This window comes from Egbenema bharatensis FJBBOT/2019 (assembly GCF_048077055.1).
Classification (GTDB): domain Bacteria; phylum Cyanobacteriota; class Cyanobacteriia; order Elainellales; family Elainellaceae; genus Egbenema; species Egbenema bharatensis.
The window spans coordinates 4,258,725-4,284,421 of sequence record NZ_CP182236.1; the positions used below are offsets into that span (position 1 = coordinate 4,258,725).

Annotated in this window: 22 protein-coding genes and 1 pseudogene; 10 read left to right on the forward strand and 13 right to left on the reverse strand. The window is 52.3% G+C overall.

Going from position 1 to position 25,697, the window contains the following annotated elements; genetic code table 11:
- Window positions 1-102: 102 nt before the first annotated feature.
- Window positions 103-495: an allophanate hydrolase-related protein gene (locus tag ACM1PF_RS19670; protein ID WP_416666344.1), complete on the reverse strand. Its 393-nt coding sequence runs from the start codon at window positions 493-495 to the stop codon at window positions 103-105.
- 60 nt (window positions 496-555) lie between these two features.
- Window positions 556-1,254, reverse strand: coding sequence for a GntR family transcriptional regulator (locus ACM1PF_RS19675; RefSeq protein ID WP_416666345.1), 699 nt, complete (start codon window positions 1,252-1,254; stop codon window positions 556-558).
- A 609-nt stretch (window positions 1,255-1,863) separates the two neighbouring features.
- Between ACM1PF_RS19675 and ACM1PF_RS19680 the strand changes: the two genes are divergently transcribed.
- From ACM1PF_RS19680 to ACM1PF_RS19690, 3 genes are all read left to right on the forward strand, one after another.
- Window positions 1,864-3,105 (forward strand): Zn-dependent hydrolase, encoded by a 1,242-nt coding sequence (locus ACM1PF_RS19680; protein ID WP_416666346.1) that lies wholly within the window; start codon window positions 1,864-1,866, stop codon window positions 3,103-3,105.
- A gap of 435 nt (window positions 3,106-3,540) precedes the next feature.
- Window positions 3,541-4,755: a hypothetical protein gene (locus ACM1PF_RS19685; RefSeq protein WP_416666347.1), complete on the forward strand. Its 1,215-nt coding sequence runs from the start codon at window positions 3,541-3,543 to the stop codon at window positions 4,753-4,755.
- A 40-nt stretch (window positions 4,756-4,795) separates the two neighbouring features.
- Window positions 4,796-5,857, forward strand: a complete 1,062-nt coding sequence (locus tag ACM1PF_RS19690; protein WP_416666348.1) for a threonine aldolase family protein — start codon at window positions 4,796-4,798, stop codon at window positions 5,855-5,857.
- Between the two features lie 26 nt (window positions 5,858-5,883).
- Here the strand turns inward: ACM1PF_RS19690 and ACM1PF_RS19695 are convergent, their stop codons facing one another.
- Window positions 5,884-6,552: an MBL fold metallo-hydrolase gene (locus ACM1PF_RS19695; protein ID WP_416676731.1), complete on the reverse strand. Its 669-nt coding sequence runs from the start codon at window positions 6,550-6,552 to the stop codon at window positions 5,884-5,886.
- A gap of 161 nt (window positions 6,553-6,713) precedes the next feature.
- On the opposite strand from ACM1PF_RS19695, the gene ACM1PF_RS19700 reads away from it, so the two are divergent.
- Both ACM1PF_RS19700 and ACM1PF_RS19705 read left to right on the forward strand, forming a co-directional pair.
- Window positions 6,714-8,204 (forward strand): site-2 protease family protein, encoded by a 1,491-nt coding sequence (locus ACM1PF_RS19700; protein WP_416666349.1) that lies wholly within the window; start codon window positions 6,714-6,716, stop codon window positions 8,202-8,204.
- A 160-nt stretch (window positions 8,205-8,364) separates the two neighbouring features.
- Window positions 8,365-9,003, forward strand: a complete 639-nt coding sequence (locus ACM1PF_RS19705) for a hypothetical protein (protein WP_416666350.1) — start codon at window positions 8,365-8,367, stop codon at window positions 9,001-9,003.
- On the opposite strand, the gene thrC is transcribed toward ACM1PF_RS19705, so the two are convergent.
- The 7 genes from thrC to ACM1PF_RS19740 all read right to left on the reverse strand — a co-directional run bounded on the left by thrC (window position 8,966) and on the right by ACM1PF_RS19740 (window position 17,098).
- Window positions 8,966-10,075: a threonine synthase gene (thrC, locus tag ACM1PF_RS19710; RefSeq protein ID WP_416666351.1), complete on the reverse strand. Its 1,110-nt coding sequence runs from the start codon at window positions 10,073-10,075 to the stop codon at window positions 8,966-8,968. The genes ACM1PF_RS19705 and thrC overlap by 38 nt on opposite strands.
- A 97-nt stretch (window positions 10,076-10,172) precedes the next feature.
- Window positions 10,173-11,165: a phosphodiester glycosidase family protein gene (locus ACM1PF_RS19715; protein ID WP_416666352.1), complete on the reverse strand. Its 993-nt coding sequence runs from the start codon at window positions 11,163-11,165 to the stop codon at window positions 10,173-10,175.
- On the reverse strand, window positions 11,162-11,434 hold the full coding sequence (locus ACM1PF_RS19720; RefSeq protein WP_416666353.1) for a hypothetical protein: 273 nt from the start codon (window positions 11,432-11,434) through the stop codon (window positions 11,162-11,164). The genes ACM1PF_RS19715 and ACM1PF_RS19720 overlap by 4 nt, the downstream gene beginning before the upstream one ends.
- 502 nt (window positions 11,435-11,936) lie before the next feature.
- Window positions 11,937-12,308: a hypothetical protein gene (locus tag ACM1PF_RS19725; protein ID WP_416666354.1), complete on the reverse strand. Its 372-nt coding sequence runs from the start codon at window positions 12,306-12,308 to the stop codon at window positions 11,937-11,939.
- Between the two features lie 78 nt (window positions 12,309-12,386).
- Window positions 12,387-14,117, reverse strand: coding sequence for an ABC1 kinase family protein (locus ACM1PF_RS19730; RefSeq protein ID WP_416666355.1), 1,731 nt, complete (start codon window positions 14,115-14,117; stop codon window positions 12,387-12,389).
- Window positions 14,118-14,567: 450 nt separating this feature from the next.
- Window positions 14,568-16,415 carry an ABC transporter ATP-binding protein gene (locus tag ACM1PF_RS19735; protein ID WP_416666356.1) on the reverse strand — a complete coding sequence of 616 codons (1,848 nt, stop codon included), beginning with the start codon at window positions 16,413-16,415 and terminating at the stop codon, window positions 14,568-14,570.
- 191 nt (window positions 16,416-16,606) lie between these two features.
- Complete coding sequence (locus tag ACM1PF_RS19740) at window positions 16,607-17,098, reverse strand: hypothetical protein (protein ID WP_416666357.1); 492 nt, start codon at window positions 17,096-17,098, stop codon at window positions 16,607-16,609.
- Window positions 17,099-17,245: 147 nt separating this feature from the next.
- Here ACM1PF_RS19740 and ACM1PF_RS19745 point away from each other — a divergent pair, with 147 nt between their 5' ends.
- Together ACM1PF_RS19745 and ACM1PF_RS19750 are read left to right on the forward strand one after the other, a co-directional pair.
- Entirely contained in the window at window positions 17,246-18,169 is a 924-nt protein-coding gene (locus ACM1PF_RS19745) for a hypothetical protein (protein ID WP_416666358.1), read from the forward strand.
- Window positions 18,170-18,267: 98 nt separating this feature from the next.
- A pseudogene (locus ACM1PF_RS19750) lies at window positions 18,268-18,925 on the forward strand (Uma2 family endonuclease).
- Window positions 18,926-19,059: 134 nt separating this feature from the next.
- Here the strand turns inward: ACM1PF_RS19750 and ACM1PF_RS19755 are convergent.
- Window positions 19,060-19,653, reverse strand: coding sequence for an IS4 family transposase (locus tag ACM1PF_RS19755; RefSeq protein ID WP_416666359.1), 594 nt, complete (start codon window positions 19,651-19,653; stop codon window positions 19,060-19,062).
- Between the two features lie 418 nt (window positions 19,654-20,071).
- Here ACM1PF_RS19755 and ACM1PF_RS19760 point away from each other — a divergent pair, with 418 nt between their 5' ends.
- From ACM1PF_RS19760 to ACM1PF_RS19770, 3 genes are all read left to right on the forward strand, one after another.
- Window positions 20,072-21,355 (forward strand): glycoside hydrolase family 10 protein, encoded by a 1,284-nt coding sequence (locus tag ACM1PF_RS19760; protein WP_416666360.1) that lies wholly within the window; start codon window positions 20,072-20,074, stop codon window positions 21,353-21,355.
- Window positions 21,356-21,618: 263 nt separating this feature from the next.
- Window positions 21,619-23,583 (forward strand): FAD-dependent oxidoreductase, encoded by a 1,965-nt coding sequence (locus tag ACM1PF_RS19765; RefSeq protein ID WP_416666361.1) that lies wholly within the window; start codon window positions 21,619-21,621, stop codon window positions 23,581-23,583.
- Between the two features lie 9 nt (window positions 23,584-23,592).
- Window positions 23,593-24,381: a GUN4 domain-containing protein gene (locus ACM1PF_RS19770; protein ID WP_416666362.1), complete on the forward strand. Its 789-nt coding sequence runs from the start codon at window positions 23,593-23,595 to the stop codon at window positions 24,379-24,381.
- A 104-nt stretch (window positions 24,382-24,485) separates the two neighbouring features.
- Here the strand turns inward: ACM1PF_RS19770 and ACM1PF_RS19775 are convergent, their stop codons facing one another.
- Both ACM1PF_RS19775 and ACM1PF_RS19780 read right to left on the reverse strand, forming a co-directional pair.
- Window positions 24,486-24,923: a hypothetical protein gene (locus ACM1PF_RS19775; RefSeq protein ID WP_416666363.1), complete on the reverse strand. Its 438-nt coding sequence runs from the start codon at window positions 24,921-24,923 to the stop codon at window positions 24,486-24,488.
- Window positions 24,924-24,960: 37 nt separating this feature from the next.
- The gene (locus ACM1PF_RS19780; protein WP_416666364.1) at window positions 24,961-25,644 is read right to left on the reverse strand and encodes a hypothetical protein; all 684 of its coding nucleotides are present in this window, start codon (window positions 25,642-25,644) and stop codon (window positions 24,961-24,963) included.
- Window positions 25,645-25,697 lie beyond the last annotated feature (53 nt).

Genomic DNA, 25,697 nt, shown 5'->3' on the forward strand with positions numbered 1-25,697 from the left:
CTGAGCTCAAGCCGAAGTCTTGCCCGCCTAGTCAACGAAGCAGAATCATGGCAGTGATTGAATCTACGATCCTTAAACCGTAGATCCTTAAACCGTAGATCCTTAAACCGTAGAAGCTGCAATCGATCGCTTATAAGCCAGCCAGCCGCCATGCTCGGAAACATCTGGCCAGTTATATTGTTCGATCAACTCTTTTGGATAGAGAAATGCGATCGCAGTCGTATCATCCTCCAGGATCACATCAGCAGGATACATATGAGGAGGTTCATTCGTCGCCAAATACTCAAACTGTGCGGGAGACATTTCATAAATTTCTCCGGGAATGGAGATTCCACCCTCACCAAGCTGGTAAATGGCCGGATGCCAGCCATTCTCGGCCGCATGGAGGCGATAGATCGGTTTAGTTTTCGTTTCCTGGAGAAACTTTGCTCCTTGAAGATTCTGGTTGTCGGGTTGTCCGCGCAGGGCAGAACCGCAGATGAAGACACGATGCATGGTGTTGACTCCTCAATGGGTAATGGGTAATGGGTAATCGGGATCGGGAAGGGAAAGCACTTATTCTGCTGCTTCGGATTGCAGGCTTTCGACCTCTTGAACCACCCTGGCTTTGCTGGCGACGAGATGATCCTGGATGGACTGAATGGCCCGATCGCTATCTCGCTGGGCGATCGATTCAAAAATCTGCCGATGTTCACTCCGTATTTCCAGGACTCTGGGATTATGGCGTGTGGTTTGTACCCGCAGCATGGACATTTTGTCGAACACTTGATCTAAAAATGTGCTCAACCAACGGTTGCCCGAACTCTCAGCAATGAATTGATGAAACTTGTAGTCAATTTCCAGCATCCGGATGCTGTCTGCCCTCAGCTCAGGCTGCTCCATCAGTTGTTCCGCCTGAATCACTAAACTTTCCAAAGTTTCAAGCTGCCCTGCCGTTGCATTCTGGCACGCTTCCTGTACTGACAGCTTTTCCAGGGCAATCCGACAGTCATAAAGCTGCATGGCATCCGCAACGGAAATGATGGTGACGCGCAATCCACCGCCCCTATCAGTTGTCACCAGGTTGTCTCGCTGGAGTTGCCGCATGGCCTCCCGAATTGGGGTACGACTCACCTGAAGCTGTTCCGCGAGCTGGGTTTCGACCAAACGCTCTCCGGGCAGCAGTTCCCCCGATAAAATGCTGGTTCGTAACGCCTGATAGGTTTGTTCGTACAACGATTTACTGCGCTGCACAGATGGCAGGGATAAGGTCAATGCGTCTCCTCCTTTATCAGCGACACAGTCGGGTTAATGGGATCAATTTGTTGATGGGATCAATTTAGAGATGGAACGTGATGGATTGAGATCTATTCGAGATTTAATTCGATCGTCCTGACTTATTAACTTCAGGTTGATAATTTGGGTCAAAAATTAACTAAACTTAAATGAAATGCTGTAGAAGATGACTCCTCGTCCGTCTGAGCAGGTACACTGCTGTCCCTTCAGAGGCTTTTCTGCTTCGTCTCACCCGTTGCGTTTTGCTGGGAATGGGATTTGGGCAGACTGGGAGGAAAGGAAACTGTGACCCGCGATACAACGATCGCCCTTTTCAATGTATACAGTATACATTGGTGCGCTTTCAGGTTCAAGTCAACACTGACAGATTCCACTTCCGGTTTCCATGCACTGCGATACCGTTTGCAATTTTTCCGGTGTACCAGGTTTTTCTGGCGGGTGAGGGGCTGAGCGATCGTCCCAGCGTTTAAAACCAGATCGTTACAAACAACCTATTTGAAAACCCGTTGGGGGGTTTGGATGCCAAAAACTCCTAGTGAGTTTTCAGATAGGCACAAAACTGTTCACTTAATCAAAAGGGGGGTTCTCATGGCTGTTCTAACTCGGTTGGCGGTAAATGGCGATCGGCTGAATGCCAACATCGATCGATTGGCCAAGGTTGGTCGCCGCGACAATGGAGATATTTGCCGTCTAGCCTTCACCCCAGAGGATTTGCAAGCCCGTTACCTGGTGCAGCAGTGGATGATGGAAGCCGGAATGACGGTGCGCACGGATGCTGCTGGCAACCTGATTGGGCGATATCCCGGCAAGATAGACAGCCTGCCCGTCTTGGCAACTGGCTCCCACATTGACACCGTTCCATCTGGTGGCCCCTACGATGGGGTTCTCGGCGTGTTGGCGGGGATTGAAGCCGTCCGGACGTTACGGGATGCCCAGCAGCAGTTGACCCATCCGATCGAAGTGATTGTCTTTACCGATGAAGAGAGCAGCATGATTGGTTGTCAGGCAATTGCTGGAACGGTGTTGTTTGATCAACCTGAAAAGTATCAACCGAAAATTGGCGGCTCAATCCAAGCCCATCTGGAAACGATCGGCGGCAGTTGGGAAAATCTGGCAACGGCAAAACGAACCCGGCAAGATATAGCGGCCTTTGTGGAACTGCATGTGGAGCAGGGTGCAGTGCTGGAACAGTCTGGCAAGGCGATCGGTGTGGTTCAGGGGGTTGTGGGCATGTGCCGTCGATCCATCACCATTACCGGACAACCTAACCATGCCGGAACCACGCCAATGAACATGCGCCAGGATGCGTTGGTGGCAGCCGCTCAGGTCGTACTGGCCGTACGGGAGATTGCCCTCAGCTTACCCAGTCAGCCTGTTGCCACGGTGGGCTATCTCAAGGTTGCGCCGAATGCGGTGAATATTGTGCCGGGAACGGTGGAACTGGAAGTGGATATGCGGGATCTCTCGAACCAGTGTCTGGACGAGATGGTGGATCGCTTGGATCAGGAACTGAAGACGATCGCCTTCTCCACCCATACCCACATCGATCAGGCGATCGGACTCTGTGTAGAACCCACGCCAGCGGCCCATCTGATCCAACAGACGATCGCCGAAGTCTGTCAGGAGCTAGGACTTAGCCATTGCTCAATGCCCAGCCGGGCCGGACACGATGCCATGGAAATGGGTCGGTTCACCGACATGGGCATGATCTTTGTTCCCAGCCAAAACGGACTCAGCCATTCGGGACAAGAATATACCTCCCCCGAACAATGCACCCAGGGAGCCGATGCCCTGCTGCATACCCTGATGCGGCTAGACACGCTTTACTAATTGCCGATGCTGGATCTACCAACCGAAGAAGCCGTCTATTGCAATTGATCACAGCAATTGATCGCAGCAATTGATCGCAGTTTGCTCCCAGCTTCTTAAACTGCATGCATGTTACTGGGCGCATAGCAGTTGCCCCTGCCGGGCACGTTGTTTTTCCCCATCCCCCAAACCTCGATCGACTCAGTCTACTCTTTGAGGCTGGGTCATTTTTTGACTCGCCTGAATCGAACCTGATCAATGGGTGCTCAGTTCACACCTCAGGGCACTTATTTCCGCCATTTGCGTCAAAATCTCCAGATTTAGATCTTTAGATTTGAATTTCAGTCCCTCTGATCGGATTCGATCGGCATTGCTGGCGCACGCTCTCCTGAGAGAGTATGAATCTAGCTGAACAATCTGCATCAATACGCAATCTCGCCTCACTAGGATGGAGTTATGGTTCGTCGGACTTTGAATCTACCTATGGATACTGTGTTCCCCCAATCAACGGCCCTTTCTACCTTGAAAAAACTGAGAGTGTTCCCTCGTCGGACGGTATCGATCGCCGCAGGGACAATGCTTTTCACCCTGGGCAGCCCACTACAGTCACCGTTGTCCCAGGCTGCGGATGCCTCCCTTCCCACTGCCCCTGCCCCATCGGTGCAGTTCCAACTTGCGCAATACCGACCTCGCAATCCAGTTCCAACCCAGCGATTGCCCCGTCAGGTTGGCGATCGGGTTCGCCAAGATGTGATCCAACGGACTGGGTTATCGCCTCAGTTTGTCAGGATTTCTCGCTATGAACGCCATACCTGGCCCGATGGTTGCCTGGGGTTGGCAGGGTCAAATGAGTTTTGCACCCAGGCCCTGGTGTCCGGTTGGCGTGTGCAAGTTTCTGACGGTTCTCACTGCTGGATCTATCGCACCGATCTGAGCGGGCAGAATATTCGCCTGGAGGGAGATCAAATTGTTGGCGATGAACCGATTTCCGATGAGTTACCCCGTGCGCTGAGCGATCGCATCCTGCGGGTGGCCGCCGCCGACACCGGCATTTCGACCTCCCGCCTGCGCATCAGCGAAGCCCAACCTCGGGTCTGGAATGGCTGTTTGGGGCTTGATCCAGGGGATGGAGCCTGCACCCTGATTGCGATTTCTGGCTGGCAGGTGGTGGTATCCAGCAGCCAGGGAAGTTGGATCTACCATACGGACGGCAATGGAAATGACATTCGCCTCAACGAAACGGCCAGTATCAGGAGCCAAACTCTCGTCCCCCAATTGATCCGCGAGGATGCATTGCCCGCCGTTCCCAGCCAAAATGTTGTATTTCGATCGATTCAGCAGGGTGGAATTGGCGGTTCAGTCAACGAAATCCGCTTGCTCAGGGATGGCCGGGTGGTGCAAATCATCAACGATCGCGGTAGCTTCACTCAGATTGAAATCAACCGGGTATCCCAACGACAAATTGCTGAATTTGAACAACTCCTGGAAGATGTGCGCTTTGGTAGCCTCGATCGCCTTGACTATGCAACCGCTCAAGGGGCAGATGGTTTTACGGTAACCCTCACCGGCCGCGCCAGTACCACGCGATACGCTGACATCACGCAGGATCAGTTACCATCGGCATTGCGACAAGTGATTCAAGCCTGGGATCAAATTGCCATCACAGGTTAGAGTCACCGTCCCGACCTTACCCCAAGCTGACTCCACGCCGATGTTAACAGACCATCAAGAACAGTTTGTCCAAGAACAGTTTGTCAGTGACAACAGCTCCGGCATTTGCCCGGAGGCTCTGGACTATTTGCTCAAGGCGAATCAGGGAAGTGCACCTGCCTATGGAAATGATATCTGGACTCAAAAAGCCGCTGACCATTTCCGAGAACTGTTTGAGATTGACTGCGAAATTTTCTTCGTGTTTAACGGCACGGCAGCTAATTCTCTCGCGTTAGCCTCGCTGTGCCAGTCCTATCACAGCGTCATTTGCCATGAAACTGCCCATGTAGAAACCGATGAATGCGGTGCGCCGGAATTTGCCTCAAACGGCTCTAAATTGCTATTGGGTAAAGGGGAAAATGGCAAGTTGAGTGCAGAGTCTATTGAGGCGATCGTCACTAAGCGCAATGATATTCACTACCCCAAACCGAAGGTCATCAGCCTCACCCAGGCCACGGAGGTGGGAACCCTGTATTCGATCGAAGAACTACTGGCGATTCAAGCAGTTGCTGAACAATATCACCTGAAAATTCACATGGATGGGGCCCGGTTTGCCAATGCGGTCGTTGCCATGAACAAAAGTCCAGCGGAACTGACCTGGAAAAGCGGGGTAGATGTGCTGTGCTTCTGCGGCACTAAAAATGGGATGGCCATGGGCGAAGCGATCATTTTCTTTAATCGTCAACTCGCTGAAGATTTCGACTATCGCTGCAAGCAAGCCGGACAGTTAGCTTCAAAAATGCGGTTTGTTTCCGCCCCCTGGCTGGGACTCCTGGAAACTGGAGCCTGGTTCAAAAATGCTGAACACGCTAACCGCTGTGCGGCTTATCTGGAGTCTCAACTGCTTGCCATCGACGGGATTGAGGTCATGTTTCCCAGACAAGCCAATGCGGTCTTCGTCAAGCTCCCCCCGGCGGCTATCCAAACCCTCTATGAGAAACAGTGGCAGTTTTATACCTTCATCGGAGCTGAAGGGGTACGGTTCATGTGTTCCTGGAACTCCACTCAGGCGCGAATTGATCAACTGGTGGCAGATGTGCGATCGGCGGTGCAAGGGCAATAGTGCGCGATTCCTGACCATTCCGGTCATCACAATCCCGGTTTCATCTCCCTCAACGCCTCCAGATCCAACTGCATCAACTGCTCGTAGGCCCGATCGACCTTTCGTTGTCCTCGTAGAAAACCTGTGTTGGCACCCGGACAAATGGACTGGAGCGTTTCAGCAGAGAAGCGATCGCGCAGTTTTCCTATGCTCTCAAGCTGTCTGCGCCAGTGGAAGGTTTTGGCAATGCGGAGGGGAACGGGTTCTCCCTGCTGATTGGGTAAAAGATGTCGTCCGGTGAACAAAATTCCACCCTGCTCCCGGTGATATAAACAGGCTGAACCCGGAGTATGGCCAGGAGTCCAGATCGCCTGGCTGGAAGGACTCAGGATAAACTCAAACTGAAAAGAAGTTACCGCTAATCCCGGCAAAAGATAGGCTTCCTGCTCCTGGATCAGCACCTCACAACCAAAGGCAGCCTGAATTTCCTTCACCCGGCCGATCGCCCCGCGATGGGTGAGAAACAGCCAGCGAATTCCGCCCTTTTCCTGCAAAAACTCCTGATTTTCAGCATCCCAGGCAGGACAGTCTACCAGGATATTCCCAGAGTTTTCTAAAATAAAGTAGGACGTACCTCCCATCGTGTCTCGATTGGGTGGAAAGGCAAATACAGTGTCAGAAACGGGACGAGGGGATTTGGTAGAGCGATGCTGCATTTCGTTCGTGTTCAAGAAGTTCAGCAGAGGAATGAGGCGGTATCCTGGAGATCTGCGATCGAGTCGCCTGCCTATATTAATGATTTTTAATGATTTTTAATTACGACCCTTTAATCACTGCCCGTCCAATGTTGGTTAGCTAACCTGATGAGATCCACCGCATGAATTGGTTTATTCTCCTGATACTGGGAATCCTAACCTACTTCTTCTACTTAATCGTGGAACGAAGTGTAGCACACATTACGAAGACTCCTGTCTGGATGCTCTGGTTAGCGACAACACTACCGGCCTTTGTCTGGGCTGGCTGGATTGTGGTGAACGGCGATGCCCGAATTCCACTGTTGCTGTTGGCAGGTTCCTTCCTGGTCAGTTCCATCCTGTACTGGTTTCTCGTCCAACGCGGGCGGGTGACTCAACCCAACTCTACTAACAACTCTCAACCTAAACAAGATGTTGTAAACGCCGTGACTGAACGACAACGGACGCTTCGCTCGCTCAATCAAGAGGAAGAAGCGAATTTACAAAACTGTTTTCCCTGGTCTGTTTTTTACTTACAAAATATAGAACACCGTTCCCAAGCCCTGATTTGTCGGGGGCAGCTCAGAACCTCGCCGGACGTGGCCTACAACACGATCCGAGACAACATTGAGTCCCACTTCAGCGATCGATTCCTGGTGGTTTTTCAAGAAGGGTTGAACGGTAAACCTTTTTTTGTCTTAGTCCCAAATCCGCGTTCCAACGGGGTGAATGCCCATCGCGCCGAGCAACGGACATTGAATCCTGCCCTGGCGATCGGATTGTTGGTGCTCACCCTGCTCACAACTACCCTGGCTGGGGCAATGCTGCTCAGTGAGGGGGGGCGAGAATTGCCTCAGGACATTTCAACCCTGTTGACTGGCTTACCCTACGCGCTAGCCCTGATGGCCGTGCTGGGAACCCACGAACTGGCCCACTTCCTGGCTGCCTGTCGCTATCGGGTGCGGGCGACTTTGCCCTACTTCATTCCTGTTCCCCCGGCGGGCATCTTCCCCTTTGGGACGTTCGGAGCCTTTATTCAGTTGCGGTCTCCCCTTCCTAACCGTAAGGCCTTATTTGATGTCGGCATTGCAGGCCCGCTGGCAGGGTTTATTGTCACCGTACCTGTGCTGTTTTGGGGGTTGTCTAACTCTGAGGTGGTGAGTTTAACTGAACAATCAGGTATTCTCAATTTTGATTCGTTTCAGCCGACGGCCTCCCTACTGATTGCGGTGCTGAGTAAGTTGGCCCTGGGGAGCACGTTGACCGTCAATCAGGCCCTCCGGCTCCATCCAGTGGCGATCGCAGGCTGTCTGGGGTTAATCATTACTGCGCTGAACCTGATGCCCGTTGGTCAATTAGATGGTGGGCATATTGTTCATGCCATGTTTGGCCAGCGTACCGGGGCCCTGATCGGTCAGGTGGCTCGTCTGTTAGTCCTGGCGTTGTCCTTTGTCCAGCGAGAGCTTTTACTGTGGGCCTTACTGCTGTTCATTATGCCCTTAGCCGATGAGCCAGCCCTCAACGATGTGACTGAGTTAGACAACGGGCGGGATTTTCTGGGGCTACTGGCCCTTGGGATATTGGTGGCCATCATTCTCCCTGCACCGCCCCCCTTGACACAGGCTTTCTTTTAATTTTGGATTTTTGCTGTTCAGTTGAACCCATTCCCCATTCCTCTGATAACATCAAGTTTTGCTACGCAGGGCTTGATTTGTTTGTTTTTCCCCTAGCATCATGCCAAACGGTATTTAGCAAACCCGTACTCAGCAAACCCGTACTCAGCAAGAACTAGCAATGACCCAGGACGTTAAACAATGGTTGACGGAAATTAAGCTGTTGCAGCAAAAGGTGGCCGATGCCCAGCAGGAACGGGAGGAAGCCTATGCCAGTGCAGCGAATTGGCGAAACCTTTATGAAACCGAAGCAAAACAGCGACGGGCTGAGGTTAATTTAGCCCAACAAACGATCGAATCCCTCACTGCTAAACTGCAAGAGCTGCAAACCTTGCCCAGTTCCGAACCTCAGGGGGAAGTTGTCGAAACGATCCAGGCAGAGGTGGAACAGTTGCAGGATGTAGAGGCATTAAAGGAATTCCTGATCCGGGCCCTGTCCGAATGCGATCGGCTGACCCGTGCCCTCACCGCAGAGCAGTTGTCCCATGCTCAGACACGGAAGGAGTTGACCTCTGCCCTCGGAGACACCATGGATTTGCTGACCAGGGAACGGGGAGGACGACAGGCAAACGGTAATGGAATGGGTAACGGCAATTCTGGTCAGGCGAAGGGCAACGCTGTTCTGTCTGCAAGCGTACCAACTCCATCCGCCATGAGCCAGTCCACTTCGATAGAAGCGACAGATGGTTCAGCCTTACCCTCCCTATCCAATTCCTCGGAGGTTAGAATCCCATCACTTGAGCTACCGCAGTTTGATTAGGCTCAATCCCCGTCTTGAATTGATTCTGGCAGTGGTTGATGGCGGTATCCGGATCCTTCAAGCCATTGCCCGTCAACACGCAGACAATCTTTGCTCCGACCGGAACCCGATCCTTCACTTTCAACAGCCCGGCAACGGAGGCCGCGCTCGCGGGTTCGCAAAAAATCCCCTCTTGGGATGCCAACAGTCGATAGGCATCTAAAATTTCTGTATCCGTGACCGCATTAAATTCCCCCTGACTAGCATCCCTGACGGCAACCGCCTGATGCCAGCTAGCAGGATTGCCAATCCGAATCGCGGTCGCGATCGTATCTGGATGCTCCACGGGCTGTCCCGATACCAGCGGAGAGGCTCCCAACGCCTGAAAGCCCATCATTTTAGGCAGGCGCGTACTCCGTCCTTCCTGGTGATATTGGCAAAAGCCCATCCAGTACGCCGTGATATTGCCCGCATTGCCCACCGGAATACATAACCAGTCTGGGGCATCTCCCAGGACATCCACCACCTCAAAGGCAGCCGTTTTCTGTCCCTCCAAGCGATAGGGATTGACTGAATTCACCAGCGTCACGGGGTAATGATCGGCCATTTCGCGGACGATCGCCAGTGCCCGGTCAAAATTTCCCTTAATTGCCAGCACTTCTGCACCATAAAGCAACGCCTGAGCCAGCTTACCCAGGGCCACGTAGCCATCCGGAATTAGCACATAGGACTGCATTCCAGCCCGGCGGGCATAGGCCGCAGCCGCAGCCGAGGTATTGCCTGTACTGGCACAAATTACCACCTCTGCGCCGTCTTCCTTCGCTTTGGACACGGCCATCGTCATACCCCGGTCTTTGAAGCTTCCGGTCGGATTCAACCCATCGTACTTGACCCAAACCTGGACTTGCTTCCCAATGACCGCAGCGATCGACGGAACCGGAATCAACGGCGTGTTGCCTTCGTGGAGGGTGATCACGGGGGTGCGATCGGTAACGGGCAGATAGGGGCGATAGGCTTCAATCAGTCCTCGCCATCCATTTTGGTGAGGCACGTCTGAGGCTGGGCGATTGGTGGATGAAAGGCTAAGTGTCACAGTAATTTGAACCGTCGGTCAATAAAGGAGGTCTATCAATCCAGTCAAATGAACCGAACATGCAAAATTGACTGGCCTTTTTCAGTTTATCTTGATGCTAGCGTCCATGAACTAACAAAACGGACTTCACCGGACGCACAATTCGATCGCCTTCCGCGTTAACTCGCCCGTAGAAGATTTCTCCCTGGACTGCCTGCCCACGGTAGTACAAGCCAGAAGAGCTACCTCCATCTAAATTCATGGCGGCCGTTGCTCCTAAGATACCCATAAAGTTGGCTAATTCTGGCAACGTCATGCCGGAGTCCGTCGGGGATTCTGACTGTTGGGCCGCCATCACCAGCAAAATTTCTCCAGAATCGGTCAAGCCGATCGCAGTTCTGGCGTTGGGTTGACGGCTGCCAATCGCATCGCGCACAAATTCCCCCTCCACAATTTCAGCGAAGGCTTCTTCCACCAGGGTTAGCTGGGGCAACAGGCGCGGCCCGGCTCCCAGGCTAGAAATCAGCTGACATCCCTCAGGTATGGGATCCTGATGGGCTGTAATGTCGTATTGAATCAAGGCACCACACTGATACTGGCGGAACTCACTGCGATTCAGGATGCGATCGAGGTAGGTCGTTAAGTCCGGGTTGGTGATCAGGCGATCGTTTTCTGTTGGATCGGCAACCCATTCGCCCTGGATCACGACATGAGAAGTGGTGAGTTGATTGGCTGGATCAAAGAAACCGCCATTCACCCCCGCGATCGCCCCAGTAGACTGAGCAAACCCCTCCAACGGCTGTAACTCTTCGGAAACCGCAGGGGTGACAACAAAATGCTCCGTGGGCACCCGCAATACGTGCACCGTACTCCGCGCCAGTTCATAGGTTTCATACGCTACGGATGGAGTCAGCGGTTGGGACAGCAGTTCTGAGGCAGACAGTCCTGTAGCAAGGGGAGGGAAGAATTCTGTTGGTTCTGATTTGCTCAGCTCTGGTTTCGTCAGTTCTAATACTGTTGAAACAGCGGTAAAGGGCTGGGTTGGGGCGGGAACGATCGCCAGCAGCACTCCAACGCAAAAAATCAAACCCATCAAACGAAAGCGATTCACGGTTTTGCCAGTTCTTGTAGGAGATCAGCAAGCCTGGGACTTCGCAGGCTAACCCACATACTATACTCGGTTCGGGAAACCGTGACGAGCACACTATCGTATCGCGCCACTATACAGGCCGAGCGGTAGAGCGGCATCCGGTCAGAGGCGGAGACGGTTTTGAGTCGATAAAATAGCTCATTTTGGTATAGCAACCCATCCTGAATTTGATGGTTAAACCAAAACTTAAAAGAATGATAGTTTCCTTCGGTAAGAAGAGTGGGTAACACGGGAGGAATTATAGAAAGCAAAGGGGTAGTAACAAAAGTAACGATCGAGTCTGAACCGTTGGCGGGACAAACAGAGATACAACTTGAAGCAGAAGGGAAATTTCAGCCTACTCTCTATTCAGGTTTCATGCTGAGCAAAAGGGTTGCATCAGGTCTCTATTTTCCCAGTATAACCACGGAAGTTCGGAATGCCAGCCTCTCCGGCGTGCTTTCAGCAATTCGGCGGAAATGATCTACGATGAATCCGCTGTTTTATAGCTGTAGTCACAGTAGTTAGGACAAATTTAGAGGTAAAAGCCCCGCAGCGCGGGGCTTTTACCTTCCTAATCTCAGTGCGTAGCACTATAACGTTGGCTGACTGGCTCGATCGAGAGGGTTCAAACAAAAAAAGGTTCAGCGACTTAGCTGAACCAAGGTGAGGATTATTTCAGGTTTTTGCATATACCGGAACTTTTTTAAGGGGGATTCGGGGGAATCTAAACAGATTTGCGATCGACTGCGCCTAGATAAACGAGTCCAGATCCAGTGCCTTTGAACCGCCCTTTTCCAACTGAATCAAAATCTTACCCAACTGAGACCAGACCAATAGAGCCGTCAAAAGCGTTAAAGGGATAGCAATGACATAGGCAATCTTGGGAGGAAACCCAAAAATCTGCACTCCGGATGCCAGAAAGACGCAGACTCCAGCACAGATGCCCAGAAACGGTAACCGTAGGGTCAGACCATGCAAATTAGCCAGGGTGCGAGTCGATCGATTGTTTGACCATTCCTGCACCGCCTGCCTGAGGGTGGCATCAAATGCAAGTCCAGACGTAATACCAGCGAGTAGACCAGCAATCAGTAAAAAATACGGTGGATTATAGTAGTAGGGCACTTATCGCTCCTTGAGTAAGGGGTGAGTCAGGGGGACAACTAAAATCAATTCCTTGGTTTCAACCCTCTGCCTTCAACCCTAATTCCGAATCTCTGAACCGGGTTCAACCCCTCGAAATGGCATCAACGCAACGACAGACGGCAGCAAGGCAGCTGTTCGTTCACCAGAGAATCCTGCTAATGCGCCCCAGGCTGCATTAAATAGACGATCGGGCTTGATGTCGTCCTTAATCAGGTTCCACAGGCGTTGCACTTCTTGGGTATGAAGGCGATCGTCTTCCACCAAAGCCAGAATCAGCTGGCGGCGGAGGTACTGCCCTTCCTCTGACAACAGGTATTGTAAGCTAAGTTGGGCGGTCGGCAGAATGTCAAATTTGGTATCAGATCGGGCGATTACAATCAGGTTTTCCAATCGTTCCCACTGGAATCGTCCATCTTTGAATAGCACTTCAATCAACCGCCTTCTGAGTTCTGGAGACTCACCCGCCAGCAAGCGTCGTGCCACATAGGGGTAAGCCAGATCAATAATCTTGAACTCTGGGTTGAGGCTGAGGGCCAGACCTTCCTGGGTAATCAGCGATCGAATAATGAGAGCAAATTTCGCTGGAAGCCGGAAGGGATATTCGTACATCAATCCAGCAAACTGATCGGTGACTGTCTTGAAGTTGAACTCTCTGACACTTTCCCCCATTGCATCGGCAAAAACCAGCTCCAACGCTGGAATGATGGGTTCTATATCAGTATCAGGAGTCAAAAAGCCCAGGTTGACAAAATCGTGGGCCAGGGCTTCATACTCTCTATTGATCAGGTGTACAACCGAATTCACCAGCGTTTCCTTCATCAACTGGGACAGTTGATCCATCATGCCAAAATCGATGAAGGCCATTTTGCCGTCTGGGGTGGCAAATAAGTTGCCCGGATGGGGGTCTGCGTGGAAAAAGCCAAACTCTAAAAGCTGACGCAAACCAGAGGTGACTCCGATTTCGATCAGCGCGTCAATATCCAGGTTAGACTCGCGAATCTTTTCGGTGTCGGTCAGCTTAAAGCCATGAATCCATTCCAGGGTCAATACCTTGTGGCTGCTGTACCGCCAGTAGATCGAAGGGACTTTAATCGTCGGATCGTCCTGGAAATTGTCCGCGAACTTTTCGGCATTTCGCCCTTCGTTGACGTAATCAATTTCCTCGAATAATTTTGTGCCAAACTCATCGACAACCAACCGCAAATCATGGCCCAGGTTGAGCGGCAGCCAGGGAGCCATCCATCCAGCCGCCCAGCGCAGCAAAAAGAGGTCTAACGTCAAGGTTGGCAACAGGTTTGGACGTTGCACCTTAACAGCGACCTCCTCACCATTGTGGAGCCGTGCATGATAAACCTGCCCTAAACTAGCGGCTGCAACGGGCTGAGGGGAAATTTCGCTATAGACTTCGCTGATACTGCGATCGAGTTCTCGTTCAACAATATTGAAGGCGATCGACGTGGGAAAGGGTGGCAGTTGGTCTTGCAGTTTGGCAAGTTCTTCTAAAAAGTCTTTCCGAACCAGGTCAGGACGGGTGGAAAGAGCCTGCCCAATCTTAATGTAGGTTGGCCCTAGCTGAGTCAGAATTGTTCGCAGTTGCACTGCCCGCCTGATCCTTTTCGCCTCAGTTTGACCTACCCAGTCGTCCCATTTCAGTCCCAGGAAAAGTCCTGAAAACTGCCAAACAATCATAAAAGTTCGCCATAGGGCCCGCCAGGGGCGACTGCGGTAATGACGGGCAATTGCTTCAGGGTCATAGCGTCGTATTTGTCCGAACTGATCTTGACTCACGCCTCTCTGTGCCTCTCTACCAGGATCCAAACTACTCGTTCCAACGGGTACAAACTAGATATACCCTCTGCACGTTCAAGGTAAAAGTACCTATTGACAGAACCTACCCGTTTTTACATCTGTCTTGCGGGCAGTCTGTCCGGTGTTTGGAGCCAACCCAGCTAGAGTGCCCGATCGTTTTCAGAGGTTAACTATAGTATAAGAAACTACAAGTTTCTATGACTTTAAATGTCAATAAAGTTAATTTTTACTTCATTGACTTCTTGGTCAACTGCCTTGCTCTGATGTCATGATCCCATAAAAAATGCGGCTTTGTGGCCTGGCGAACAATAGGATTTGTTGAACCCTAACAATAAAGTAATCTTAAGATTCATCGCCAAAGTTTAAAAATGCCGGAATCCCTTGAAGAAATATAGAGCGACTGCCAGCAGGCTCCCGCTTCCTCGCCCCTTACTCCTCTAACATCTGCAAACGATACAAACCTGCATACAAACCGTTCAGTGCCAGCAATTCATCATGACTGCCCGACTCAATCAAACGGCCTTGCTTCAATACCAAAATGCGATCGACACTGCGGATTGTAGACAATCGATGGGCAATGATGATGGCAGTTCGCTCCTCCAGCAGGGTTTCCAGAGCCTCTTGAATCAGGGCTTCCGTGCGGACATCCAGATTCGCCGTTGCTTCATCCAGAACCAGAATTCCAGGATTGCGAATCGCTGCCCGGGCAAAGGCCAGAAGTTGCTTTTCACCCCCTGAAAGGTTGGTGCCTCGCTGGCGCAATTCGGTGTCGTAGCCCTGAGGCAGTCGAGTGATGAACTGATCCACATTCGTTTGCTGGGCGGCTCGCTGGATTTGCGCCAAAGAATAGGATTCCCCCAGGGCAATATTGCTTTTCACATCCCCCGCAAACAAAAAGCCATCCTGTAAGATCACTGCCATCCGTCGCCGCAGTTCTGCTTGAGGGAGATCCCGAATATCTTGACCGTCCAGCAAAATTCGGCCTTGAGTCACGTCATACAACCGACAGAGTAGACGAATAATCGAACTCTTGCCCGCGCCTGTTGGCCCTACCAGTGCCACCTTCTCACCGGGACGAATCGTAAAGTCTAAATCGCGCAGAACATATTCATCGGGTTTATAGCCAAACCAAACGTGCTCAAAGCGGATCTCACTCGGTAGGGGCGATCGTCCATCCAGATCCCGTTCGCCTTGAACCACCAGATTTCCAACTGTCTGCACTTCCCCCTGCTCCGGATCTCGAATCTCGATCGGTTCATTCAAAATATCGCTGACCCGTTCCAGAGCCGTCAGTCCTGCCTGGATTGCAGTAAATCGTTCTGCGAATTGGCGCAGGGGATCAAACAACCGTTGGGCAAACAAAATGAAGGAGGTTAGAATCCCAAAATCCAGAGTTTGCCCCATCACCAGCAAACTCCCCAACCACAGCACACCGCCGATCGCGGCCAGAGCCACCCATTCCAGCGTGGCAGAAACCGCTGAGTCATAAAAGATGGTGCGATCGACTTCTGCAACGTAGCCCTGGTTAATTCTGCGAAAGAGTTCGGAATTAAACTGTTCTCGTCGGAAAAGCTGAACGACATTAATCCCGACAATATTTTCTTGCAGGGCTGAATTGAGGCTGGAAAGTTCTTCCCTGGCACGATAGTTAGACTGACGATACTGCTGCTGAAAGTAAACAATCAATGCTGTAATGGGCAACAGCAACATCAGCAACATCAACGCCAATTGCCACTGCAGCGTAAACATCACCACCAGCAACACCACCATCGTCAGCAGATCGCTCACTACGCCGATCGCTCCTGTAGAAAACACATCCCCCAGCGCATCTACATCACTGGTCAGGCGAGTAATCAACCGACCGACAGGAGTACGATCGAAAAACCGAGTTGCTAAAGACGTAACGTGAACAAACAGATCCTTGCGAATGCTGGCCGTGATGCGTTGCCCGACTTTCTGAATCAAGTATCCCTGCACGCCACTGAGGGAAAGCTGAATCACCAATGTCAACACCAGCAGCAGGATCAAGATTCTGATCCCTTCAACCAGCGATTGCCCTTCCAGAAACCACATGACCGGTTCCCCCCGCGCCAGGGACACGGCTTGTCCAACGACGATCGGCTGGGCTGAGTTAGCCAGAGCCAGGGGAATTAAAAGGGTAAGCGCGGTCAGCAAGAGCTGCCAGTTTTTTTTGGCATAGGGAACCAGAATCCGAAATAGTCCCAGATCCGTTTGGTGAGAACTACGTCCAGCTTTGGCTGAAGAGGCAGAGGTCATTACAGTTGCATCCGATGGGCACGATACCCACTGTAACGGATGAATGCAGCAAGCTGCGGGGGTAGGCGGTTCAAACCATCCCCCATTCCGTTAGGAACGCGGATTAAATAAAATCGAAAATTTAATCTCCAGAAGGGGCGCACTGCTGTGCGCCCGTACAGAAAAAATCGGAGTTATTTGATTTGCGTCCCTTAGCGGGGAAAACACCGAATTGGGCCGATCGCCAGTCGATTGACGGCCTCGTATGCCCAGTCCTCTGGAGGCACATCTGAAAAAGCAGAGGCGAACTGTCCAGGCGGGCAAGAAGGAACAGTCAGGGTGTTAGAGGGCAATCCCTGAGCATCCAACTCTGGTTCCAGTTGGGGTGAAGGCGGGGAGGGCTGGGAGTTGTCTAGTTGAGGTGGGTTACCGGCGGGAGGAAAACGATCTGGCGATGAGAGGTTATTTCCCTGAGAGAGGTTGTATTCCTGGGAGATGGCGGGAGCCGTGAGCCAATGGAGCACGAGTACTGAGGCAAAAATCAGTCCGCCACGAATTGCATTCATCATGAGGTTTCTTGATGCTTCTTGGGGGTTTTTAGGGTTGAAACTGAGACTTTCTGTACCTCGATCGCAGGTTGAAATGCTGCTTTGTCCTTCGATCGCAGGCATGCTGCCTGTACTGCGGATATGGGTTGAAGTCACCCATTCAGTGATGGTTCATTTCAGAGCAATCCACCTACTTCAGTCTAATTAATTTCCTTAATGTGTTGGAGATATCAGAGCGATTCAAGTGAAGTGCTATAGGCTAAGGGCGAATCTTCTGTTTAAGAGACGCAGGTGGATACACCCATGAGCCAGACTCCCATGAGCACTAAGCAGGTTGCCCAACTCATCAAAAAACATACCAAGAAGGTGATTGCAGAAAGCGGGATTCATCCATCAACGCGCAGTGGCAACAAAGAGCTAGACCATCTGGTGAACCGATTGGCCAAACAACCCTTTTCCAGCCTGGAAGCGGCTGAAGCCTTTGGGGAAGCTCTGGGACAAAAGATCGTCGCCCTTTCTCAACAGCTTGGCAAAAAAAACCTCGATCGCGGTGTGATCTGGCAACTCTCTGTCCAAAACGATTTTCCGACAACTGAAGATTCTGCTCCGTCCCAATCTGCAACCACGCAACCCACAAAAACCGTCCAATCTGCGCCCGCAAAACCAGCATCCGCCGTGGAAGCAGCCCCGATCGCTGAAGTTGAGCCAGAAGCTGAAGTAGCGGCAGCCGAGGTGGAAGAAGAGGAACCCGCAGCGGAGACTGAACCCGAAACAGTTGCAGCCGAGGAGGAAGAGCCGATCGCTGAAGTTGAAGCTGTCGAGGAGGAAGAAGCGGAGGACGTAGAGGAGGAAGAGGAAGAAGTTGAGGAGGAGGAAGAGGAAGAGGTTGTAGCCGAAGCGGAAGCCATTGATGAGGAAGAAGCGGAGGATGTAGAGGATGAGGATGAGGTTGATGAGGAAGAGGAAGAGGAAGAGGTTGTAGCCGAAGCGGAAGCCATTGATGAGGAAGAAGCGGAGGATGTAGAGGATGAGGATGAGGTTGATGGGGACGAGGATGAGGATGAGGATGAGGAAGAACCTGTCGCCGAAGCGGAACCTGTAATCGAGGCTGAATTAGAGGACGAGGAAGAGGACGAGGAAGAGGACGAGGAAGAGGACGAGGACGAAGTTGAAGAAGATGCAATGGACGATTTAGAAGCAGCCGAATTGAGCCAGAAAGCAAAATAAAAAAGCTTGAGCGGATCGCCTGGGTCAAGAATGCCGGATTTATTCAGACCGCTTTCGATCGATACAATGTGAGAACTCGGCAGGGAGGACGATCCATCATGGCACTGACAGCTCAGGAATTGGCGGATTTAATGCCCGATGCGACCCAACTGGAAAGTAATGAACCGGAAATGGAAAGCTCGCTGCATTACGCCCAGTTGGCCCTGCTGGTGTCCTGTTTGGAGTGGTTGTGGCGCGATCGAACGGATTTCTTCATTGGGGCGAGTCTGACTATCTACTTCAGTCGGGAACAGTTGAAAAATCGGGAGTTTCGGGGCCAGACTTCTTTCTGGTCAATCGCACTCAAAAACGTCCGCGCCGATCGTGGGTCGTTTGGGAGGAGGACGGACAGTATCCCGATTTGATCATTGAGTTGCTGTCGGATTCCACCGCACGGACGGATAAAAACTTGAAAAAGACCCTCTATCAAGATCGGTTTCGGACACCGGAGTACTTCTGGTTCGCGCCAGAAACCCTTGATTTTGCTGGGTTTCGGTTGGTGAATCAGCACTATGAATCGATCGCACCGGATAGGGAAGGACGGATCTGGAGTGAGGTCCTCGGTCTATCCCTGGGCATGCCGGAGGGCGTACTGCGATATTTTTCACCCACCGGAGAATTGATCCCACGCCAGAGGAAGCTGCGGCCCAGGCAGAGGCACGGGCGAGTCAATTAGCGGAACAGTTACGGGCTTTGGGAGTTGAGCCAGAAGCGTAATTGCCAGAAGCATGATTAGTTGTCTCTCTAATGCTCAGCCAGCGAGGGAGCATGTCACTTTTGTTGCCCTCACCCTAAATCCCTCTCCCTTTGGGCTGTCCTTTAGGCAAAAGTTGCTCAAAAGCTTACATAGCCTAAGTTTTAGAAGCGAGTTGCGCTCCCTCCATCAGGTTATGGAGCTTAGTGAGCCCGCGCCACAACGTTTTCACCCCAGGCTCTCCATCCCCTTTACGCGCCAAAAATCCCCCTAGTTGGGCAATCCAAACCATCGCTTGGCGCAAAGTGGGCGGCTTGTTTGAGCGACTTTTGGGGACGAATTTCCGGCGCAACAGTCGCCACTCGGCAGGTTGCAGCACGACTTGACAAGAGGCATCTGGGGTCAGCCGAGCCTGGTAGGTTAGCCACATCAATCGCCAGGCGACGATGCTATAGGTCGCAAGCGCCTTTCGCTTACGCAAGGCGCTCTCAAGTTGCAACTCTTCTATGCCACAGCCACTCTTGAGCGTGTAATGAAACCGCTCGATTAACCACCGATAGCTGTACCACTCAACGCACTGACTCACCTGCTCAAAGCTCTCAATGGGCAAGCTCGTTAACAGCAACCACCGGATCGGCTTACCCCCGTCGGACGGCGGGACGGCTTCCTCCACGAAGACGGCATTGAGAGTGACCGGCTCCAGCTTGTGAGGGGTCGGATGGTTCCGGGGCACTTCCACTGTGACCGGCATAGTGAAATGGACCCAGTCAGTTAGACAACTATGAGGGATCTCTAAGCTCGTCCAATTTTTTATGGTAGTGTTGACTCCACTGTGACTATCTACGCTACAGTCTCTCTCACCTAGTCCCTGGAATCTACTGCCAGTAATGGTTCTACAAACTTCTGCCTAAAGGACAGCCTTAACAAGGGGGACTTTGAGTTCGGTTCCCCCTTTTCAAGGGGGGTTAGGGGGGATCTAATGTGTCCAAAAGCACAACAGACCATTTTTCAAACACCCTCTAACTTAATCCAGCCATCCGTAGCGCAAGCATCCCCCCCAAACCCGATCGCAATCACCCATCTTTTTGCCTCGATCGCGGGATTGAGATCAGTGATCGGGAAAAACTTGCCTATAATCTTGAGAGTTGAAATTCAAAGGGACTGAAACCATGAAGTCCGGTGTGGTATTGAGGAGAATAGCCTGGAATCGTCATTCTGACCAAAGCGTTAAGCCAATCAAACAGAAACTAATCAAACAAAAAATTCGATCGCTGCTGCTGCTGGCCCTGGGGTTAATCATGGCTCTGGTGGCTCACTGGCCCTCGATCGCAGTGGCTCAGTCTACGCCAGCCATATCTGATTTGCCTCCCAGGGCGGAATTGCGTGGGGTCTGGTTGACCAACGTGGATAGCGATGTCCTGTTTTCCCGCCGAAATTTGGAAGATGGCATTGCCCAACTGAAGCGGCTGAATTTTAACACCGTCTATCCGACGGTCTGGAATGGGGGTTATACGCTCTATCCCAGCGAAGTGGCCGAAAAATCCTTTGGAGCAGCCATTGATCCAATCCCGGAGCTTGAAGGGCGGGATATGCTGGCAGAGGCGATCGAAATTGGGCATGAGCAGGGATTAGCCGTGATTCCCTGGTACGAATTCGGCTTGATGGCCATGGAAGATTCAGAAATTGCCCAGCAGCATCCCGAATGGATTATGGCCCGCCAGGATGGCAGTCAGATTTTTGTCCAGGGCGATCGGGGTCAGTATCACTTTGTTTGGCTCAACCCAGCCCACCCAGAAGTTCAGGAACTGATGACCGATTTGATGGTGGAGGTCGTTGACAAGTACGACATCGACGGCATTCAGTTCGACGATCATTTTGGCACTCCCGTAGAACTGGGCTATGACGACTACACCGTCAATCTGTACAAACAGCAGCACAACGGCAACGCTCCCCCCGATAATCCCCGCGATCCAGACTGGATGCGCTGGCGGGCCCGCAATGTCACAACGATGATGGTGAAGATTTTCTCTGCCATCAAAACCCGCCGACCCGACTGCCTGATTTCCCTTTCCCCCAATCCCAAGCAGTTTTCCTATGAGAACTACCTGCAAGACTGGGCCCCCTGGGTGCGGCTGGGGTTTCTGGATGAGTTGATCATTCAGGTCTATCGCAGTGACATCAACGGCTTTCAGGCGGAGTTAGATCGACCGGAATTACGAACGATTCGCAATCAGGTTCCTACCAGCATTGGCATTTTGACGGGATTACGAGTGCTCAATGTCGAGACGGCTCTGGTGGAAGAAAAGGTGAGAATGACCCGCGATCGAGAGTTTGCTGGATTCTCTTTCTTCTTCTACGGCACGCTAAATAACCACCGGGAGCCTGTCCTGCAATCCCTTTTACCTCAACCGGCCACCCGTCCCAGCCCGCGCAGGGTCGCCACCCGCAGTTAGCCCATCGTAGGGGCACACTGCTGTGTGCCCACCGTCATAAAAGTGAGATGCTCCCCAAAATGTGCCATTCCATTGAAATTTCACGAATTCAGTGGTTCAGGATTTAAATCCTAAATTAGTATAAAACTTGTGTTCTAGAAAAATGAGGTGAATCAACCGAGTCACGCCACATTTAGCGTAAAGGCTCAACACCCGTCCTTGCAGAACGCCATGTATTCAGTTCTGCCCTATTTGTCTGAAGTCGTGTTTGGTGAGTTTTGGCTGTGAATCGACCGTTATCTCCCCGTCAGATTACGCAATTAGCGATCGTCAGTTTTCTGGTTCCCGGTAGTGCCAGTGTGCTTTTAGGGACGTTGCAATACTTCTCCTGGGGAGGGACGATTACCCCCATGTCCTTCGAGCAGCCGGACATTCAACAACCCCAGGAAATCTGGACTTCGCAATCGGTGGATAACATGATTGGGCAGATGAGCGGCAGACCGCAGCTTTCTCCCCTGCCAGAACCCGAGGAAGTGTGGGAATGTGAGGTGGCGGTGGTCAGTGGCTCCCTGGGGGGCGTTGCAGCAGCATCCAAAGCCATGCAGGCAGGGGCAAAAACCTGCTTGATTGAATTAACCCCCTGGTTAGGGGGACAGGTGAGTTCTCAGGGAGTGTCTGCGCTGGATGAGTCGATCGTGATGCGATCGATGGGGAACTTTGCGCCGAGTTGGGTCGCGTTTCGGCAACTGATTAAAGATCAGTGGGTCACGATGCCCAGTTGGACGGGATTGCCCGCCTCGGTTCAGGTGCCCGATGTGAATAGCTGCTGGGTGGCAACGCTGTGTTTTCCGCCCGTCGCCGGAGCCAGTGCCTCGGAACAGTTATTGGATTCCCTGGTTCCCTCAGCCCCCGGTAGCCAATGGGCCACCTCTACGGCCTTCAAAGGGGCAGAATTTGATGTCACTGGGCAGGAAGTAACTGCCATCTACGGGGTCAAGCGAATTCCCCGCGATCCGGACTATATGCCCCTGGGGACTGCCTCCTCTGAATTGCCCGTCTGGTATTCCTGGGAGTCCGATGACACCTTCGAGAAAGTGCCGATTCGGCTGCAACCCCCTCCTGGTGAGCGGATGATCGTGATTGATGCCACGGATACTGGAGAGGTCGTTGGCTGGGCCAGAATTCCCTATCGTTTAGGTTCAGAGTCGCGGGATACTTTGGGCGAAGTCCATGCTCCATTGAAAGACAATCCCCAATGTACCCAGGGGTTCACCTATCCCTTTGCCCTGGCTCTGGCAGATGATGGAGGCAACAGCCTGGCGAAACTCTCTCAGCTCGAACCTGACTATTCGCGACGGGAGCATGAGAACGACTTCAATCTGGGACGATTCTCCATGTTTGAAGGCGGCAGCTTCTTCCACTATCGGCGAATTGTTAGTACCAAGCTGAATGATCCTCGCGCTGGCTATCCAATGCTGGGCGATGTTGCCATGATTAACTGGAACCGGGGCAATGATTGGGTCTGGATGGATCCGCCGCTGCTTCTGACCGATGAAGAATTGGCTGCCACCGGACAGTTTCAGAACTGGATGGGCGGTTTATCCTTCCGGGCGTTGAAGCATGCGGAAGACCATGCCCAACTCTTTGCGGAATGGTTGATTAAAAATAAATCTGAACCGGGTTTTCCCCTGGCTTATCTGTATGGAGCGGATTCGCCAATGGGCACCCGATCGGGTCTGAGTATGTTCCCCTACATCCGAGAAGGACGACGGATTCTGGGGCGATCGGCCTACGGGCAGGATGAGTTCATGATGGTGGAGATGGACATCCGGGCGGATATTGGTGGCGCAAGGGATTTCGGTTTGACCTCAGTGGGGGTAACTCACTACCGGGTTGATATTCACGGTTGCCGCTACCGCGATCATCGCCCTTCCCATGAAGCCAGCAGTGCTCCCACAGAATACGATGACCTGGTGCTACCCACGGTGATTCCCCTGGAAAGCCTGATTCCCCAGGGTGTGGATAATGTCCTGATCGGCGGCAAGGGGATTGCTGCTTCCCATATTGTGAATGCTTCAACCCGGATTCACTACGGTGAATGGGTGATTGGTTCAGCGGCAGGGGCAACGGCGGGATGGTTGGTGGCGCAGGGGGAACCGGAACTGATGCCGACGGATATTATTCCCTACCAGTTGTTGCCAGAGTTGCAGGATTTTATGGTGGAGCAAGGGTTACGGCTGCATTGGTAAGGACAACAAATGGCGGAATCTGGGCAACCTCGAAGGGATGATGTGGTGCTGGGCGGGCAGAGCAGTGTGCCGATCGGCGGGGTGGTGCTGGGTGGGTTGGAGGGCGTTCGTCGCGGCTTAAGTAGTCCGATCGAAGCAGAGCGACTGGCCGCCTTAACCGCAGCATTGCAGCATGGGCGACGGGGGTTGTACCTGGTGGTGCAGGCCTTGCAGGATCGATCGGTGGCGGTGCGAGAGGAAGCCTATCAGCTATTGCACGATCGCCCGGAAGCCATTGCCCAGCAGGCAGTCCAGAAATTCTACACCCAACAGCACTACGGACGGTTGCAGAGTGCCCTGGCGGGAAAACGCTGGAAGGAGGCGGATCAGGAAACGCGCATTGCCCTGTTTCGGGCGATCGGGCTAGATCCCTTTGGCGAACCTGCCCCCAATCCCTACCGGATTACCGAGTGTCCCTGCCGCGATCTGCAAATTGTTGATCAGCTCTGGGTGCAATATAGTCGGGGTCGCTATGGCTTCAGTGTGCAGCGATCGATCTGGCAACCGCTTCATCAGCTGTACTGGGATAAGGCAGATGTCTGGGCCGGGTTTGGCGATCGGGTGGGCTGGCGGAGTGGTTTAATCTTTACCGACAAACACTGGAAACGCTACAGCGAAATCAACTTTAGCCACAATGCACCGCCGGGTCATCTGCCCTTTCTCGGTGACGGTTTTGGTATTTTCACCCTGGAGCGATTGATCGATCGGCTGACGAAATGCGATCGGGAACGGGCTGAGGTTGAGTCTGATGGAGATTAAGTCTGAATCAAGTGACTCTTTAAGGATGGCTGACTGGGCGGGCAAGATGCCCACCCCACAAGAGTGTAGGGGGATTTGGGTAGGTAAGCTGACTCTATCAGCAGTCAAGTCACCCTGATACTGGCCAACCGCCGGAGTAAAGCCGATCGATTGGAATAATCTGCCTTGAGCCGTTCAATCCGTCGGGCAAATTCTGGCAATCTTCCCTGATGTTCAGCCAGATCCCGGAGATCATGCAACAGCACTGTGGCTTCATCGTAGGCTTTGGACTGCTTGAGCGCAATCAGATCCATGACTCTGTCCCAGGTTTGCGCTTCCTTGGGGGAAAGTGCCTGTAATTCTTTGATGCGTTGTTTCTGCGCGGCTGTTTCCTCTGCCTGTTGCCGCTGGGTTGCCGTGGTGTCGGCGATCGCTGCCAGTTCCGACAGTCGCCGTTGTCCGGGAGCAGTTTGTACAGTGGACTTGGCTGTACCTGCTAATTCCTGTAGTCGCTGGATCAGTTGTAGGTCAACATGGGGTTCGCGGCGTACCAGCTTCAGCAAAAATTCCTGTTGTTCAGCCTGGGATAATTCAGGGAGCCTAGGTTTCCAGGGGCGGTTGGGATGCTGGGGTTTGACGGGGACTGGATTGGGCAGCAACTTTGACCAGATCGGGATCAAGCTCTACTAACTCCATAAATGCCTTGAGGGGGGCGGAAAGTTGATTTAAATTGGGCGGAATCGGGGGTTCGATCGGATCTTCCTCCAGGTTATAACCTCTTAGAAACGGCGCAACCCGTAACCAGACCAGATAAAGCAGGCGGACATCTCCCCGCATCAAATCATCCCGCAACGGCAACAAGCGAGGCAGCCAACCCTCACCTTCCACCCAACCGCGAATGCCCTCTTCCTCGTGGATGACAATTTCCAGAACAGTATATTTGCCGCTGGTGGAAACAGAAAGCATATCGGGTAGTTCATAGGGTTGAAACCAGGCAGGATCAACCATTGCCTTGGGAAACCGGAAGATTAACTGCCAGGTGCCCCAATTGGCGATGTAGAACATCATGTCAAAGTATTGGGTCAATACCTGTTCAGGATCGCCGCGAAAATCACCGTAGTTGTAGACAAAAATGGCTCGATGCGGGGTCAGTTGCACCCGACTGGATAGTTTGGCAATCTCCGCTTGCTCTTTGGCAGTTAAAGGACGATCGATCGCCTGGAATTCGTAATATTGATATTCACTCATGGTGGCTAATTCCAATGAGGGCGTTTGATCATTCATGATAGATTAAAGAGTCTGAAAGAATGCGATCGTTCGATCGTCTAACGGTTTTT

What these genes read in the sequence shown, in the direction of transcription:
- ACM1PF_RS19735 (WP_416666356.1), bottom strand. Translation starts at nt 16,415, where the DNA reads ATGACCTCTGCCTCTTCAGCCAAAGCTGGACGTAGTTCTCACCAAACG.
- ACM1PF_RS19780 (WP_416666364.1), bottom strand. Translation starts at nt 25,644, where the DNA reads ATGAATGATCAAACGCCCTCATTGGAATTAGCCACCATGAGTGAATAT.
- ACM1PF_RS19695 (WP_416676731.1), bottom strand. Translation starts at nt 6,552, where the DNA reads ATGCAGCATCGCTCTACCAAATCCCCTCGTCCCGTTTCTGACACTGTA.
- ACM1PF_RS19700 (WP_416666349.1), top strand. Translation starts at nt 6,714, where the DNA reads ATGAATTGGTTTATTCTCCTGATACTGGGAATCCTAACCTACTTCTTC.
- ACM1PF_RS19690 (WP_416666348.1), top strand. Translation starts at nt 4,796, where the DNA reads ATGTTAACAGACCATCAAGAACAGTTTGTCCAAGAACAGTTTGTCAGT.
- ACM1PF_RS19745 (WP_416666358.1), top strand. Translation starts at nt 17,246, where the DNA reads ATGAGCCAGACTCCCATGAGCACTAAGCAGGTTGCCCAACTCATCAAA.
- ACM1PF_RS19685 (WP_416666347.1), top strand. Translation starts at nt 3,541, where the DNA reads ATGGTTCGTCGGACTTTGAATCTACCTATGGATACTGTGTTCCCCCAA.
- ACM1PF_RS19760 (WP_416666360.1), top strand. Translation starts at nt 20,072, where the DNA reads ATGAAGTCCGGTGTGGTATTGAGGAGAATAGCCTGGAATCGTCATTCT.
- ACM1PF_RS19670 (WP_416666344.1), bottom strand. Translation starts at nt 495, where the DNA reads ATGCATCGTGTCTTCATCTGCGGTTCTGCCCTGCGCGGACAACCCGAC.
- ACM1PF_RS19680 (WP_416666346.1), top strand. Translation starts at nt 1,864, where the DNA reads ATGGCTGTTCTAACTCGGTTGGCGGTAAATGGCGATCGGCTGAATGCC.
- ACM1PF_RS19770 (WP_416666362.1), top strand. Translation starts at nt 23,593, where the DNA reads ATGGCGGAATCTGGGCAACCTCGAAGGGATGATGTGGTGCTGGGCGGG.
- ACM1PF_RS19705 (WP_416666350.1), top strand. Translation starts at nt 8,365, where the DNA reads ATGACCCAGGACGTTAAACAATGGTTGACGGAAATTAAGCTGTTGCAG.
- ACM1PF_RS19755 (WP_416666359.1), bottom strand. Translation starts at nt 19,653, where the DNA reads ATGCCGGTCACAGTGGAAGTGCCCCGGAACCATCCGACCCCTCACAAG.